Annotated in this window: 16 protein-coding genes and 1 tRNA gene; 13 read left to right on the top strand and 4 right to left on the bottom strand. The window is 29.6% G+C overall.

Going from position 1 to position 15,170, the window contains the following annotated elements; translation table 11 throughout:
- The first annotated feature begins 3 nt into the window (after positions 1–3).
- Positions 4–77, top strand: a tRNA-Cys gene (locus tag FAY47_RS18765).
- 508 nt (positions 78–585) lie between these two features.
- On the top strand, positions 586–1,602 hold the full coding sequence (locus tag FAY47_RS18770; protein ID WP_143318463.1) for an Ig domain-containing protein: 1,017 nt from the start codon (positions 586–588) through the stop codon (positions 1,600–1,602).
- A gap of 293 nt (positions 1,603–1,895) precedes the next feature.
- Here FAY47_RS18770 and FAY47_RS18775 read toward each other — a convergent pair whose 3' ends face one another.
- The 3 genes from FAY47_RS18775 to FAY47_RS18785 all read right to left on the bottom strand — a co-directional run bounded on the left by FAY47_RS18775 (position 1,896) and on the right by FAY47_RS18785 (position 5,146).
- Positions 1,896–2,813 carry an LD-carboxypeptidase gene (locus tag FAY47_RS18775; RefSeq protein ID WP_143318464.1) on the bottom strand — a complete coding sequence of 306 codons (918 nt, stop codon included), beginning with the start codon at positions 2,811–2,813 and terminating at the stop codon, positions 1,896–1,898.
- A gap of 77 nt (positions 2,814–2,890) precedes the next feature.
- Positions 2,891–3,835, bottom strand: a complete 945-nt coding sequence (locus tag FAY47_RS18780; RefSeq protein ID WP_143318465.1) for a magnesium transporter CorA family protein — start codon at positions 3,833–3,835, stop codon at positions 2,891–2,893.
- A 147-nt stretch (positions 3,836–3,982) separates the two neighbouring features.
- The gene (locus FAY47_RS18785) at positions 3,983–5,146 is read right to left on the bottom strand and encodes a M20 family metallopeptidase (RefSeq protein WP_143318466.1); all 1,164 of its coding nucleotides are present in this window, start codon (positions 5,144–5,146) and stop codon (positions 3,983–3,985) included.
- A gap of 186 nt (positions 5,147–5,332) precedes the next feature.
- Between FAY47_RS18785 and tmk the strand changes: the two genes are divergently transcribed.
- The 6 genes from tmk to FAY47_RS18815 all read left to right on the top strand — a co-directional run bounded on the left by tmk (position 5,333) and on the right by FAY47_RS18815 (position 8,713).
- On the top strand, positions 5,333–5,962 hold the full coding sequence (gene tmk, locus FAY47_RS18790; RefSeq protein WP_143318467.1) for a dTMP kinase: 630 nt from the start codon (positions 5,333–5,335) through the stop codon (positions 5,960–5,962).
- 81 nt (positions 5,963–6,043) lie between these two features.
- A complete protein-coding gene (locus tag FAY47_RS18795) occupies positions 6,044–6,373 on the top strand; it encodes a cyclic-di-AMP receptor (protein ID WP_143318468.1) in 330 nt (109 codons plus the stop codon).
- Between the two features lie 19 nt (positions 6,374–6,392).
- Positions 6,393–7,322 (top strand): DNA polymerase III subunit delta', encoded by a 930-nt coding sequence (locus tag FAY47_RS18800; protein WP_143318469.1) that lies wholly within the window; start codon positions 6,393–6,395, stop codon positions 7,320–7,322.
- Positions 7,323–7,325: 3 nt separating this feature from the next.
- Entirely contained in the window at positions 7,326–8,231 is a 906-nt protein-coding gene (locus FAY47_RS18805) for a stage 0 sporulation family protein (RefSeq protein ID WP_143318470.1), read from the top strand.
- Between the two features lie 11 nt (positions 8,232–8,242).
- A complete protein-coding gene (locus FAY47_RS18810) occupies positions 8,243–8,446 on the top strand; it encodes a cation transporter (protein WP_143318471.1) in 204 nt (67 codons plus the stop codon).
- Positions 8,447–8,542: 96 nt separating this feature from the next.
- Entirely contained in the window at positions 8,543–8,713 is a 171-nt protein-coding gene (locus FAY47_RS18815; protein ID WP_143318472.1) for a 4Fe-4S binding protein, read from the top strand.
- Between the two features lie 41 nt (positions 8,714–8,754).
- On the opposite strand, the gene FAY47_RS18820 is transcribed toward FAY47_RS18815, so the two are convergent.
- Entirely contained in the window at positions 8,755–9,396 is a 642-nt protein-coding gene (locus FAY47_RS18820) for an MBL fold metallo-hydrolase (protein WP_143318473.1), read from the bottom strand.
- 159 nt (positions 9,397–9,555) lie between these two features.
- On the opposite strand from FAY47_RS18820, the gene FAY47_RS18825 reads away from it, so the two are divergent.
- From FAY47_RS18825 to trxB, 5 genes are all read left to right on the top strand, one after another.
- Positions 9,556–10,011, top strand: coding sequence for a CtsR family transcriptional regulator (locus tag FAY47_RS18825; protein WP_143318474.1), 456 nt, complete (start codon positions 9,556–9,558; stop codon positions 10,009–10,011).
- A 15-nt stretch (positions 10,012–10,026) separates the two neighbouring features.
- A complete protein-coding gene (locus FAY47_RS18830) occupies positions 10,027–10,563 on the top strand; it encodes a UvrB/UvrC motif-containing protein (RefSeq protein WP_143318475.1) in 537 nt (178 codons plus the stop codon).
- Entirely contained in the window at positions 10,544–11,557 is a 1,014-nt protein-coding gene (locus FAY47_RS18835) for a protein arginine kinase (protein ID WP_143318476.1), read from the top strand. The genes FAY47_RS18830 and FAY47_RS18835 overlap by 20 nt, the downstream gene beginning before the upstream one ends.
- Before the next feature lie 21 nt (positions 11,558–11,578).
- Positions 11,579–14,056 carry an ATP-dependent Clp protease ATP-binding subunit gene (locus tag FAY47_RS18840; protein WP_143318477.1) on the top strand — a complete coding sequence of 826 codons (2,478 nt, stop codon included), beginning with the start codon at positions 11,579–11,581 and terminating at the stop codon, positions 14,054–14,056.
- A gap of 184 nt (positions 14,057–14,240) precedes the next feature.
- Positions 14,241–15,164: a thioredoxin-disulfide reductase gene (trxB, locus tag FAY47_RS18845; protein ID WP_143318478.1), complete on the top strand. Its 924-nt coding sequence runs from the start codon at positions 14,241–14,243 to the stop codon at positions 15,162–15,164.
- The last annotated feature ends 6 nt before the right edge of the window (positions 15,165–15,170 follow it).

Below are 15,170 nucleotides of genomic sequence, written 5' to 3' on the forward strand. Positions count from 1 at the left end.
TATGGCGCTATAGCCAAGTGGTAAGGCAGAGGTCTGCAAAACCTTTATCCCCGGTTCAAATCCGGGTGGCGCCTCCATACTAAAGCACTTGAAAATACTATATTTTCAAGTGCTTTTTATTTTTATTAGATAATCTTCAGAAGAGAAAAAATTATTTAATCATGCCTATAATCTCACAAGTTAGATATGTATGAAAGTAAAAGATTTAGTTCAAGTCTATTTGTCATTTCCTTTAAAGATCGTTGTGAGTTAAGTTTATTTCATAATATATATACTATGAATAATGAAAAGAATATACCAATACAAGTATTAGTGCATAAGAAAGCCTGACAAAGTTGGTAACTAATATCTATAACTTATGCAATATAATATCTATGAAAAAAATTCCTTAAAAGTATTTTTATTAAAGTTTAGTGAAATAATTAAAGAAAATATTGAACAGCACGATAAATAAAAGGTTAATTAGAATATATTGGGTTGTGTTGAATAAGTAGTTAGAATTTTATAAGATAACGGATGCTAGTTAAGAAGAGTAATATGCGTATAACCTAAAGGATTAACAAAAAATTTTTAGGGGGAATAAAAATGAAAAAAATTTTTAAAGTAATAGGGGTATTTTTAAGTATTCTGATTATAGCTGGAGTGATTTTTGGTACTAATGATATGAAGAAAGTTTCAGCATCTACGGCTAAGGTAGGACAAGCTTTACTGCAACCAGAGACAGGATGGAAAAGGGTACCATGTACTGATCCTGCTTTTACTTACGTAGGATTTAACTTAGTGTGGCAACCTGAAGCATATGTACAAAAGATATTAGATACACGTAAAGAAGATAGTACGATAAAGTTTAATTTTACTGGTACAAAATTTAGATTAATATTATTCACAAATTATGATAAATGTAAAGAAAACATAATAAAAATTAATGGAGTGGAATATAAGTTTTCAGATTATACAAGTGGATATGTTAAATGCAATCTAGCTTTTGAGAAACTAGATTGTAATCAGGGAGTGAATACTGTAGAGGTAATATCAAAAGGATATGTAAGTGTGGATAGTATTGATATCGATGCAGATGGAAGTATAAACACTTATGGGAATAAATCAGTAACAGGGATATCATTAGATAAAACATCGTTAGATATGAATATAGGAGATACAAGTAATTTAATAGCAACGGTAGCTCCAGATGATGCTACTAATAAAACGCTTAAATGGACTTCAAGTGATCCAAGTATAGCAACAGTTGATGAAAATGGGAAAATAACGGCGATAAAAGAAGGGGCTGTTACGATAACAGTAGCTGCACAAGATGGAAGTGATAAAGTTGCTACTTGTATAGTTAATATAAAGAATTCTGGGTATGGAAGTGGCCTTTTAACTGTGACAATGACAAATGGGCAACAGAGAACATATAATTTAAGTAAAAGTCAAATAGATGATTTTATAAAATGGTATAAGAATAGAGCAAATGGACAAGGTGAATTTATATATGCATTTGATAAAGAACCAAGTTCAGGAGCATATACAAAGCGAACTGAATATTTAATATTTGATAAAATATCGAACTTTGATGTTGACGAATATAGCACTCGGAATTAAACAAAGATAGAGGAAGATTTAGTTGTTGAAGGCGGAAGACTTTGTACGTAGAATGAATACTTAAGTTTAAAGGATTTTACAAATATAATTTCCATTTAAAAAAGAGCAGAAGTGCTCTTTTTTAAATGGAAATTATATTTTTAATATATAGGATAAGGAATAATGTCTATTAACATAAGGTAAAGTAATCAATTGGTAGTATTAATCGATTTGATGAGTAAAAGTATTTATGATTAAAAAAAATGTTAAATAATCAACAGCATAAAGCATATTATATAGTTAAATGTGGATAACTATGTTAAAAAGTTTTCTTCAACTGTGAATAACTTTTTTTTATAAGAAAATTTAGCTTTACATCCTATAGGAATAGTGAGATTAGGATAGCTGTGTCCAAAAGGAAATCCGATTATAATTGGAATTCCTAAAGGTTTTAATCTATCAGTAAAAACTTGATCGAGCCTAAGGCTTTTAGTGTAATCAGGTAATGTACAACCATCAAAACTTCCTAGAATAATTCCTTTGCATTTTTTAAAGTTCTTATTATATATTAATTGAGTAAGCATCCGATCTATTGCATAAGGAGATTCATTAACATCTTCAAGTAAAAGAATAGAATTTTTCATATCTACTTCATAAGGAGTACTTAGGGATGAGCATATCATTGATAAGTTTCCACCAACAATTTTCCCGGTGAAAGAACTAGGATTTAAATAGGTAATCTCTTTATATAGGTTAAGGTCATAGGTATATTTAGAAGTATTACTTGATATTATACTCATAAATGAATCTAATGTGGCTAAATCGTCAAAATTTGAGTTTATCATAGGCCCATGAAATGTTATCAATCCTAACTTTGAAAAGTAATTTAATAGTAAAGTTATATCACTATAACCACAGAAAAACTTGGGGTTAGATCTTATTAATTTATTGTTAATAAAGGATAATGTCCTAATTGATCCATATCCACCACGAAAACATACTATTCCATCTACTGATGAATCTTGGAACATGTTATTAATATCATCAGCTCGATCTTGGTCCGAACCAGCTAGATAGCCATATTTATCAAATAGATGAGAACCTAGTTTAATATTAAAGCCAAGAGAAATAAATTTTTCTATTTTTTTATTTATTATTTCTTTATCTTCTGGTGAAGAAGGAGCAATTATACCTATAGTGGCTCCAGCATTTAGGGTTTTTCCTTTCAACATAAAAAATATCCTCCAAAAAAAGAGAGCTAATAGCTCTCCTTACTAGTAATATATATTATGAATAAGTTTTTTATTTGTTAATTGAACATATCTTTTTTAAATAAGATAAATGCGACAAGTGCACATATGCCTACGGTCATCATCATAACTATTGCAAAGGCATACGGAGATTCTTGAAATGGTAAGGTTACATTCATACCATATATTCCACCCATAATTGTTGGAATGGACATCAAGATAGTAACAGAAGCTAATACTTTCATTACTATATTTAAGTTATTTGAAATAACAGAAGCGAAAAAATCCATGGTACTTGCAAGTATATTGCTATATATTTCAGTCATTTCAATAGCTTGTTTATTTTCAATGATAACATCTTCTAGAATATCTTTATCGTCTTCATATTTTTGAATCATATCTAACTTTAGCATTTTTTCCAAGGTTATTTCATTAGCTTTTAATGAAGTAGAAAAATATACTAATGATTTTTCAAGAGAATGCAGTTGTATTAGTTCTCGATTTTTCATGGATTTATGAAGCCTTTTTTCTATCATTAGGCTTTTTTTATCGATTTGTCGCAAATATAGAAGGTAGTAAGTGGATATTCTATTTAGTATTTGAAGTATAAATCTCGATTTTTTAAAGGTGAAGAAGGTTTTAATTTTACCATTAATAAAATCTGTTAATACTTTGCTGTTTTTTAGGCATACAGTTATTAATTCAGTTTCTGTATATATAATAGCTAATGGATATGTATCATATGTTAATGAGTTATCCTCCATTTCAGTGAATGGTATATCTACAATTACTATAATATTATTATCTTCAATATCTATTCGAGACGTTTCAGCATCATCTAAAGGTGCCTTTAAGAAATCTAAAGGTACGCCAGTCTTTTTTGATGTTAAAATAAGTTCTTCATCGGAAGGAGCAACGATATTTATCCAACATCCATTCTCAATATTATCTAGTAACTCTAATGTTGAATTTTCTTCGCTAGAACTTTTAAAAATTTGAATCATATTATAACCTCCTATGTATCACAGTACAATTATACTATTTTACTGGAGTTAGTAAAAGAAATTAATATAAGTAATGCTAAAAATATTAGGCTAATAATAAGTCTTAATAAAATATCTTTAGCATTCCAATGATTGAAGGATGTATATTTATATAGTTGTTTTAGTGGTAAAAAATTCATTTTTAACTTCAGCTAATAATCCCTCCTTTTCGATTAAGTCAGATCCTGTGAAAGCAAGTGCTAATGCAGCTTTCTTAATTTGTGATAAAGAAAAATCACTAATCGTTTCTTCCGAAAATTTTTTAGTACCATATTCTATAATGGAGTCTTTAATTATAGATATATATGGGTGAATGCAAGGAACTTTTTGACTAACAATTCCTATACTTAATCCTGCTGATATATCTTTAGGAGGATGTATATCAATAATTCCATTCTCTTTTAAGTTGTGGCTGAATAGGCGATTTAATGTTCTATTTGTTACTAATTCTTCATTAGGTGGCTCGTAAAGAGAAATAGTATTAGGGATATGAGTGAGGCTTGAGACACTATTTACTATTTCTCGTATTTTGTTTTCTGTAAGTTCTGCAATATCAGAAGTTTTTGCTCTTATATAAAATTTCGCTTCTGATTCAAGAGGTGTTAATAATGGAGTGTATCCTCCACTAGATAAAATAGAATTAATTTCAACGTTTTTTGGGAAGCCTTTCATTAGTGAATTAAGCATATTAAATGTTAAAAGGATAGCATCTAAGGATGTATATATTTCTCGATTTAAATAACTAAGTTCACTGTTTCCAGTAAATTTAACGCTTAAAGGGGTTATTGCTGATGAAGTTCCACTTTCGCAGGTTATAGTATCAGGGTGGCATTCCATTACTACATCTACATCATCAAAGGTTCCTTGTTTAACCATTGTAGCTTTTGTTCCACCTAGATATTCACCAGGGCAACCTATCAAAATTACTGATCCACCTATTTTATCAATTACATGACCTAATATTAAGGAGGCTCCAACAGATATGCTAGCAAGTGCATTATGTCCAGTTATATGACCACTATTAGGTACAGCATCATATTCACAAAGAAAGCAAATCTTAGGATAACCATTTCCTTTTACAGCAAGAAATGAATTAGTAATATCAAGGTATTCATTAGTTACATTAAAATTGTGCTTTTGTAGAACTTCACAAATATATCTTGAACTTTTTAATTCTTTGTAGCTTTCTTCTGGATTAGAGTATAAGTATTTGCATAAGTCTTCTATTTCATTTTCTATAGTAGCTAGAAAAGACATCATATCTTGTTTCATAATTTTTTCCTCCATAATTAATAGTTACTATTATTTTTAACATTTATCCTAAAAATTATTAGTAAAGTAATTCAAAAGGAATATATATTTAAATTTTAATTCAGTATTTTAAAGAGAATCATTTTTAGTAAGCCGAATTGATGATATAATAACAATAAAATGTTTTTTAATGAATGAGGTAGAATCATGAATAGAGGTTTATTTATTGTATTTGAAGGTGGAGAAGGATCTGGGAAAAGTACAATATTAGAGAAAATATATAACTGGTTAATTGAGAAAGAGATAGATTGTATTAAGACTAGGGAACCTGGAGGAATTAAAATTTCAGAGGATATAAGATCAATAATATTAGATCCGGCTAATACAGCTATGGATGGAAGAACAGAAGCTTTGCTGTATGCAGCTGCAAGAAGACAACACTTGATAGAAAAAGTTATTCCAGCATTAAATAATGGGAAGATAGTGTTATGTGATAGATTTATAGATTCATCTTTAGCATACCAGGGTTTTGCCAGAGAATTGGGGATTAAGGAAATATATGAGATAAATAAATTTGCAGTAGGTGAATATATGCCTGATCTTTCAATATTTTTTGATTTGGAGCCGGAAGAAGGTTTAAATAGAATAAATAAAAATAAGGAAAGAGAAATAAATAGATTAGATTTAGAAACAATTGAATTTCATAAAAAAGTAAGACTAGGATATGAATTTTTATTAGAGAATAGTGAGCATAAGATTGTAAAAATTGATGCATCTAAATCTATTAAAGATGTATTTGAAGATGTAAAAAATATTATAATGTTACATATTGAGTAAAAAAAATTCTTTTTATATATAATACCTAAGGCTTTATGATAAAATATAGATAAGTATTAAATATTGATGGAGGGTGATACTATGAAGATGGTCATATCTATAGTTCAGGATGATGATACTTTTGATGTTGTTGAAGGTATAACAGAAAAAGGATTTAGAGTAACGAAACTTGCAACTACAGGTGGATTCTTGAAGTCAGGAAATACAACATTATTAGTAGGGGTAGAAGATACGAAGGTTGAAGAAGTGATCAGTATAATAAAAAATATATGTAAGAAGAGAAAAGAAGTTGTTGCATCTCCTGCACCATTTTCAGGTAATTCTGATATGTATGTTCAATATCCGGTAGAAGTCCAAGTTGGAGGAGCAACAATTTTTGTTCTAGATGTTGATCAGTTTATAAGAATATAGTATAGAAGAGGTGTATATTGTGAAAGAGTTTATAGGATTTGAAAATATTATTAATGGATTTATGAAACGAGTTGATAACAATACACTTTCGCATGCACACCTCATTGTGGGTCCAGATGGAATAGGAAAAAGTTTAATAGCTAAAAAGTTTGCACTTAAAATATTAGGTAAAAATGATGATTATAATTATGTTGATATAATTAATTATAAGTCAGATAAAGCTTCCTTTGGTGTAGATGAAGTTAGAAAAATAATAGAAGAAGTATCTAAAAAACCTTATGAAGGTGATAAAAAGGTAATTATAGTACATCAAGGAAATAAGTTGACTGTTCAAGCCCAAAATGCTATGTTAAAGACTATAGAGGAACCACCAAAAGGAGTATACATAGTACTATTAAGTGAAAGTTTAGAGTTATTATTGGATACTATAAAATCAAGATGCCAAATTTATAAATTAACTCCATTAGATAAAGATTATATGATTAGGTATATAAAAAGTATTGGGGAAAACGATGAGGATAAGGTATTAACAGCTATAGCATATGGAGAAGGAATTCCAGGACGTGCTGAAAAAATACTTAAAGACAATGAATTAGAAAAACTAAGAAATTTAATTATAGAGTTATTTAATGAAATAAATAAAAATAATGATAATGCTGTATTAGAATATGAAACTAAGTTTAATAAGTTTAAAAATGAAAAGTATGAACTATTGAATTTGATAGCTTCTTTTATAAGAGACATTATAGTATATAAGGAATTAAGAGATAAGAATAATATTATAAATGTTGATAAAATAGATGACGTAGGTAGGTTATCATCTGCTTTATCTTATAATAGATTAAATTCAATGTTACGAAATATAGAAAAAGCAAGAAATAATTTTGAGAATAATATAAGTTATTCTATGGCAATAAGCATTATGCTTATTGGTTTTTTGGAGGGGTAATTGATGATAAACGTCGTAGGAGTAAGGTTTAAAAAAGCAGGTAAAGTATATTATTTTAGTCCTGGTTCATTAAAAATACATAAAGGGGATTATGTTGTTGTTGAAACAGCAAGAGGGATTGAATTCGGAGAATGTGTAATAGGTATTAAGAGTATAGAAGAAGAAGATGTTATTGCTCCATTAAAGAATGTTTTAAGGGTTGCTGATAACAAGGATATAGAAAAGCATAAAGAAAATAAGAGCAAAGAAGAAGATGCGTTAAATATATGTCTAAAAAAGGTAGGGGAACATGGTCTTGATATGAAGCTTGTTGATGTAGAATACACATTTGATAACAACAAAGTTATATTCTACTTTACAGCTGATGGAAGAGTAGACTTTAGAGAACTTGTTAAGGATTTGGCAACTATATTTAAAACAAGAATAGAACTTAGACAAATTGGGGTAAGAGATGAGGCTAAAATGATAGGTGGTTTAGGGCCATGTGGAAGATCTATGTGCTGTTCATCATTCCTAGGTGATTTTGCATCAGTATCAATAAAGATGGCAAAAGAACAGAATTTATCTTTGAACCCAACAAAAATATCTGGAATATGTGGAAGGTTAATGTGTTGCTTAAACTATGAGCAAAGCACATATGAAAGTATAAGGAAAAGCCTACCTAAGGTGGGATCTATAGTAGAGACAGAAGAAGGAAACGGAGAAGTTGTTTCAAATAGTACAGTGAAAGAGTCAGTTAGAGTGAAAATTAGGGTCGGAGATGAGGAAGTACTTAAAGATTTTAAGATTTCTACGATAAAATTAATAACAGGTAATTACGAAGATTCTGTCGATGAAAAAGATATTAAATTAGAAATAGAATCTGAAGAGGATAAGAAGTTAATTAAGGATTTAATTAACGAAAAATAGGGGGAAATTTTATGAAATCTGTACTTAAGGTATTTAACATAAATAATCAACGTGATGTATCTAATATACAAAGAGCAATAACGTCAAATGAAGGTATTATTGCCTGTGAGATATCTATTGAGAAAAAGGAAATACAAGTTATATATAATGAGAGTTGGTTAGATATAGATAAGGTAAAAGAAAGTATTGAAAATTTAGGTTATATGATTCTTTAGTAGTGAGTTATTTTATAAAATAGACTTTTAAAAGGTTATGAAACATGTTAAAATAATTATGGTGTAATAACTATGATTATTTAGGAGGTGTTTTTAATGGCATTCGCAATTAATGATTCTTGTGTAAGCTGTGGTGCTTGTGCTGCAGAATGTCCAGTTAATGCTATAAGTCAAGGAGATACTCAATTCGTTATTGATGCAGATACTTGTATCGATTGTGGAAACTGTGCAAATGTTTGTCCAGTAGGAGCTCCAGAACAAGCATAGTCTGGTAATTAAAGATCGTCTTTAAGGCGATCTTTTTTATTTTAATTCATTTTAGTTTCTTTTAAGAGAATTGTAACTGGATATGAATTTAATGTTTTGGTATCTAGTGAATTTTTAGTTGTTTTTATAACTGATTTTATGGAAGTTATAAAGTTTTTACAACTATCTAAATAGATTAAAGAGTTAGTGGTCTTATAATTCATAGGAATTATAACTTTAGGTTTAATTTTGTGAACCAATTTAATAGCTTCAGTTGAGTTAAGTGTAAAATGGCCTCCAACAGGAATAAAGAGGATATCTATTGACTCAATGGAACGTAGTATATCATCGGGTAGATCATGACCTAAATATCCTAGATTACAAATCTTTAGATTATCAAAAACATAATTATAAATTATGTTAGGTCCTCTCTTTCTACCTTGTGAATTGTCTTGAAAAGAAGGAAATCCAGAAATATTAACAAAGTTAAGTTTATATGAAGAGGCTTTGTCAGCTAGCATAACTTTCTTGGCATTAATTTTAGCATTAGTTGTATCAGAATAATAATGACTTAAAGTAATTATGTTCGGGTTTAAATCTAATAAAGTATCTATAGAAATTGTACTAGGGGGATCAGTTAAGATCCTTCGCCCAAGAGAATCTTGCAGTAAAAATGAACATTCTCCAAACCATTTGATTAACATATAAGCCTCCTTAATAAAGTATATAAGTTATATTTACCCTGAATAGAATAAATTTAAACATAAAGGTAGCAATAAAACTTGAAAAAAATGAAAAAAGATATTAATATAAAATCAAAAGGTCAAGGTAAGTCAAAAACAGAAGTTTAAGAAGGTGATATTGTGGCAAGACTTTCGGATATAATTGAAAATTTTATAAAGAATATGCTTAATGAAAATGGTGGGGAACAGATTCAAATTCAGAGGAATGAATTAGCAGATCAATTTAGTTGTGCGCCATCACAGATAAATTATGTATTAACAACTAGATTTACTTATGAGAGAGGGTATGTTATTGAAAGTAGAAGAGGTGGGGGTGGCTGTATTGTAATAAGACAAGTAAGTTATGATGGGTCGGAAGAGAGGAATAATCTCTTGTATGATTGTATTGGAAATTCTATTACAAATAATAGTTCCTTAGCTTTAATTGAGAGTTTAGTAGAGTCAAATTTAATCACTATGAGAGAAGCAGAATTAATTAAGATGGCTATTAACGATAGGACCTTAGCTAATACAGATGATAGAAATAGGGTAAGGGCTGATATATTAAAGGCTGTGCTTATAGTTGTATTATCATAGAGGGGGTAATAAAAAGTGCTATGTGAAAGATGTAATAAAAATGAAGCTAAGATACATTTAATAAAACTTATTAATGGAAAGAAAACAGAAACATGGTTATGCGAAAAATGTGCAAAAGAACTTTCAGACATACCACTTAAAGCATCTATGGCAGAAGGGGCAGGAATGCCGTTTCAGAATATTTTAAGTGGTTTTTTTGAAACTTTAGATAAAACAAAAAAAATTGAAATAGTGTGCAAAAATTGTGGATTAACATACTCTCAATTTAAGAAGAGCGGACAATTAGGTTGTAGCAAATGCTATGAAAGTTTTAATGATTTGTTGAGTCCTAGAATTAAAAGAATTCAGGGTGACTTAGAGCACGTAGGTAAGATTCCAGTTAGAGAAGGAAATGAAGTGATTCAAAGAAAGAGAATTAAAAAGTTAAAAGAAGATCTACAAAAAGCGGTTATAAAAGAAGAGTATGAAAGAGCTGCAGTTCTAAGAGATGAGATTAAGTTATTAGAATCCCAAAGGGAGGTAAAAATTGATCATGAAGAATTGGATAGATAGTGAAGTAGCGGCTGAAGATGTAGTAATCAGTAGCAAAGTGTGTCTTATAAGAAATTTTTACAACTCTTTATTTACAGATAAGATGAAAACAGAAGAAGCTAGAGAAAATGTTGATAGGTTATATGAAATATTATTAGATAAGATTGATGAAGAAATGACTCTTGTAAGATCATGGGAGCATAATATAGATTTTTTAAAAGTATATTTAGAAAAACATTTAATTAGTGAAGGTCTGGTTAAAAGAAGGGATAGAAGTGCATTTATCATTAATAAAGATGAAACTTTATCCATAATGATAAATGAAGAAGATAATTTAAGAATACAATGTATAACAGATGGATTAGATTTAACTAATGCATATAACTATGTAAATAAGATTGATGATTATATTGAAGAAGTTATAGGATATGCTTTTGATGAAAATTTTGGGTATTTGACAGCATCCCCATCAAATGTTGGGACTGGGCTTAAAGCATCAGTGATGGTTCATCTACCAGCCTTGTCCATTAGTGAAGAAATATCTAATATATTTAATGGACTTAATAAAGTTGGAATGAATATTGAAGGATTGTATTTAGAAAGTTCAAAAGCATGGGGGAATATATATCAAATTTCTAATCAAGTTACTTTAGGGGTGAGGGAATTAGAAGTTATTGATAACTTAGAAGGCATAGTTAATAATATTATTAATGAAGAGAAAAAATTTAGAGAAGTAGTGGATGACAAATATAAGAATGAACTTGAAGATAAAATATATAGGGCATATGGTGTTATGAAATATGCTAAGCTTATTAAACCAAAGGAAGTTTTAGACTTATTATCTTACTTAAGGTTAGGAACAGAAATGGGTTTATTGCACATAGACAAAAAAGTGTTAAATAAATTATTGATAGATACTAGAACTTCTATGATACAAAGAAGTTTACCAAAGGGAACAGATACTATGGAGCAAGATATCTATAGAGCAAATATAATTAAAGAAAGATTAATATAATAATTAGTTTGGAGGTGTAGTATGCCATACGGTAAGTTTACAGAAAGAGCTCAACTTGTGATATTAGGGGCTCAAAAAGAATCACAAAAATTTAAACATGGATATATTGGAACGGAGCATATACTTTTAGGAATTTTAGAAGAAGGTGGAGATGCTAAGGAGCTTTTAGGTAAATACGGAATAGAAATAGAGTTAGTACGTAACCTAATTGAAGACTACTTGGGATTTGGTGAGGTATTAATGCCTAAAGGAGAATTATTACTTACACCAAGAACAAAGAGATTATTTGATGAAAGTTTTGTGGAAGCAAAAAATTTAAATCATAAATATGTTAGTCCCGAGCATTTATTGCTTGCATTAGTTAAGGAACAAGAAGGAGTAGCTTATACAATTTTAAGTAAGTTAGATTTAGATTTTAAGGGATTGAAGAAAGAATTAGTAAATCTCTTGACTGAGAAAGAAGTTGATCAAGTAGTTGATGGAGAAAGAGAAGAATCAAAAGAAAGTAAGACTCCATTGTTAAATCAATATAGCAGAGATTTAACAAAACTTGCTCAAGAAGGAAACTTAGATCCTGTTATAGGAAGAGATATAGAAAATCAAAGAGTTTTAGAAATATTATGTAGGAGGACTAAAAATAATCCATGTTTGATTGGTGAACCAGGAGTAGGAAAGACAGCAGTGGTAGAAGGTTTAGCGCAAAGAATAGTAGATGGGAATATACCAGAGCTATTAAAAGATAAAAGGGTTGTTAGCCTTGATTTAAGTAGTATGATAGCTGGAGCAAAGTATAGAGGTGAATTTGAAGAAAGACTTAAAAAGGTCATGGAAGAAATAAGAAATAACAAGAATGTGGTTGTGTTTATTGATGAGATTCACACTATAATTGGTGCTGGGGGAGCAGAAGGAGCTATTGATGCCTCTAATATATTAAAGCCAGCTCTTGCAAGAGGAGAGATACAATGTATAGGTGCTACAACTATAGATGAATATAGAAAGTATATTGAGAAAGATGCTGCTCTTGAAAGGAGATTTCAACCCGTAACAGTTGGAGAGCCAACAAAGGAAGAAACCTTAGAGATTTTAAAAGGGCTTAGGGAGAAATATGAAGCTCACCATAAAGTTACAATAAGTGATGAAGCTTTAGATGCATCTGTAGATATGGCCGATAAATATATTACAGATAGGTTTATGCCAGATAAGGCGATAGATCTTATGGATGAAGCGGCTGCAAAGCTACGTATAGAAAATCTAGTGTCACCGCCTGATTTGAAAGAGATTGTGCTAAGTATTGATGATGTAATAAAAGAAAAAGAAGAGGCCATAAGAATTCAAGATTTTGAGAAGGCTGCAGCACTTAGAGATAATGAAAAAGATCTAAAGGAAAAATTAGATAATTTAAAAAGCGACTGGAATTCTCAAAATTCAGTTCAGTCTTTAACTGTTACGAAAGAGAATATTGCGAAAGTTGTTGCAACTTGGACTAAAATTCCTGTAGAGAAACTTACAGAAAGAGAAAGCGACAGACTTTTAAGATTAGAAGAAATTCTTCATAAAAGAGTAATTGGACAGAGTGAAGCTGTAAAGTCAGTAGCTCGAGCTGTTAGAAGAGCAAGAGTTGGCTTAAGAGATGAAAAGAGGCCTATAGGTAGTTTTATATTCTTAGGACCAACAGGAGTTGGAAAAACAGAATTATGCAAGGCTCTCGCAGAGGCTATGTTTGCAGATGAAAATAATATAATTAGAATTGATATGTCTGAATATATGGAAAAACATTCTGTATCTAGATTAATTGGAGCGCCTCCAGGATATGTAGGATATGAAGAGGGGGGACAATTAACAGAAGCTGTTAGAAGAAAGCCTTATTCTGTTATTTTATTAGATGAAATTGAAAAGGCACATTCTGATGTATTTAATATATTGCTTCAAATTATGGAAGATGGAAGATTAACAGATGGAAAAGGAAAAGTCGTTAATTTTAAAAATACAATTATAATTATGACTTCAAATGTGGGTGCACATTCTATAAAAAAGCAAAAGTCAATGGGATTTGTTATTGATACAAAGAGTGATACAGAGTATGAAAAAATGAAAGAGAATATAATGGAAGAGTTAAAAAGAAGTTTTAGACCAGAATTTTTAAATAGAATAGATGATACCATTGTATTCCACAAATTAACTAAAGAAGATATGCTATCTATAGTAGACTTAATGTTAAATTCTATAATAAAAAGAATTAAAGAAAAAAATATTACTTTAGAATTTACTAAATCATGTAAAGAGTTCTTATTAGATAAAGGTATTGATTTAAATTATGGAGCAAGACCTTTAAGAAGAGTAATAACTAAAGAAGTTGAAGATAGATTAAGTGAAGAACTTTTACGTGGAAATGTTAGTATGGGAGATAGCTTGCTAGTATCAGTAGAAGAAGATAAGCTTGTATTTACTACGATCAAGGAAATATCAGTAGAAAACACTGAGGATACAATTCATAGTTAATAGTAAGCATGTATATAAGAGAGATTGATGCAAATACTTTTTGTACCAATCTCTTTTTTTAATAATACATTAATGGAAGTGAGATAATAATATATAGAGAGAAAGCAAGAAATATTAAATAATAATTATTATTGATTAATTATTAAAATATGTTAAAATAAAATAAAGATAAGGAGTGAAAGATTTGAGTAAAGAAATTAAGAATATAGATTTAGTAATTTTAGGTGGAGGACCGGCCGGGCTAACATCAGCTATATATGCTTCAAGAGCTAGAATGAAAATGATTCTTTTAGAAAATGCTTTTTTAGGAGGGCAAGTTAGAAATAGTTACTTAATAGAAAACTATCCTGGTTTTAAAAATATTGATGGAGCTTCTTTAGCGGATAAGATGCAGGAACAAGCAGAAGAAGCAGGAGCTATTATAGATGAATTTGATCCTGTTGTTGATATAAAGTTAACAAAAGATGAGAAGATAATAGAAACTGAAAGCTATATTTATAATACTAAGACTGTTGTTATAGCAACTGGAGCAGTTCCTAAAAGATTGCCAATTCCAAGTGAAGAAAAGTTTTCAGGAAGAGGAATCCACTATTGTGCAGTTTGTGATGGAGCAATGTATTCAGATAAAATTGTAGGAGTTGTAGGTGGTGGAAATGCAGCGTTAGAAGAGGCTGTGTTTTTATCTAGATTTGCTAAAAAGGTTTATATAATAAGAAGATATGATTACTTTAGAAGCGAAAGATCTGTATTTGATGAAGCAAATAATAATTCTAAAATTGAAATTTTATATAATGAAGATCTTGTTGATGTAACTGGAGAAGAGTTTGTTCAGAGGGCAAGGTTAAAAAATACAATTACTGAAAAAGAAAGAGAAATAGAAATAGATGCAGTATTTGGTTACATTGGAACAGAACCTAAGACAAAGGAGTTTGAAAAATATATTGATCTAACTTCAAGTGGGTATATTATAGCAGATGAAATGATGAAAACTAATGTGCCAGGTGTGTTTGCAGCTGGAGATGTTAGAGATAAAGTGTATAGACAAATAACTACTGCTGTGGCAGATGGAACAATAGCAGCTTTGGAAGCAGAAAAATATATAAAGTAGAAAAGG

The sequence above is a fragment of the Clostridium sp. HBUAS56017 genome (assembly GCF_007115085.1).
Taxonomy (GTDB): Bacteria; Bacillota; Clostridia; order Clostridiales; family Clostridiaceae; genus Clostridium; species Clostridium cibarium.

Coding starts and splice junctions, on each gene's coding strand:
- FAY47_RS18820 (WP_143318473.1), bottom strand. CDS start 9,396: ATGTTAATCAAATGGTTTGGAGAATGTTCATTTTTACTGCAAGATTCT.
- FAY47_RS18840 (WP_143318477.1), top strand. CDS start 11,579: ATGCCATACGGTAAGTTTACAGAAAGAGCTCAACTTGTGATATTAGGG.
- FAY47_RS18785 (WP_143318466.1), bottom strand. CDS start 5,146: ATGAAACAAGATATGATGTCTTTTCTAGCTACTATAGAAAATGAAATA.
- FAY47_RS18780 (WP_143318465.1), bottom strand. CDS start 3,835: ATGATTCAAATTTTTAAAAGTTCTAGCGAAGAAAATTCAACATTAGAG.
- FAY47_RS18795 (WP_143318468.1), top strand. CDS start 6,044: ATGAAGATGGTCATATCTATAGTTCAGGATGATGATACTTTTGATGTT.
- FAY47_RS18810 (WP_143318471.1), top strand. CDS start 8,243: ATGAAATCTGTACTTAAGGTATTTAACATAAATAATCAACGTGATGTA.
- FAY47_RS18770 (WP_143318463.1), top strand. CDS start 586: ATGAAAAAAATTTTTAAAGTAATAGGGGTATTTTTAAGTATTCTGATT.
- tmk (WP_143318467.1), top strand. CDS start 5,333: ATGAATAGAGGTTTATTTATTGTATTTGAAGGTGGAGAAGGATCTGGG.
- FAY47_RS18835 (WP_143318476.1), top strand. CDS start 10,544: ATGAAGAATTGGATAGATAGTGAAGTAGCGGCTGAAGATGTAGTAATC.
- FAY47_RS18815 (WP_143318472.1), top strand. CDS start 8,543: ATGGCATTCGCAATTAATGATTCTTGTGTAAGCTGTGGTGCTTGTGCT.
- FAY47_RS18775 (WP_143318464.1), bottom strand. CDS start 2,813: ATGTTGAAAGGAAAAACCCTAAATGCTGGAGCCACTATAGGTATAATT.
- FAY47_RS18805 (WP_143318470.1), top strand. CDS start 7,326: ATGATAAACGTCGTAGGAGTAAGGTTTAAAAAAGCAGGTAAAGTATAT.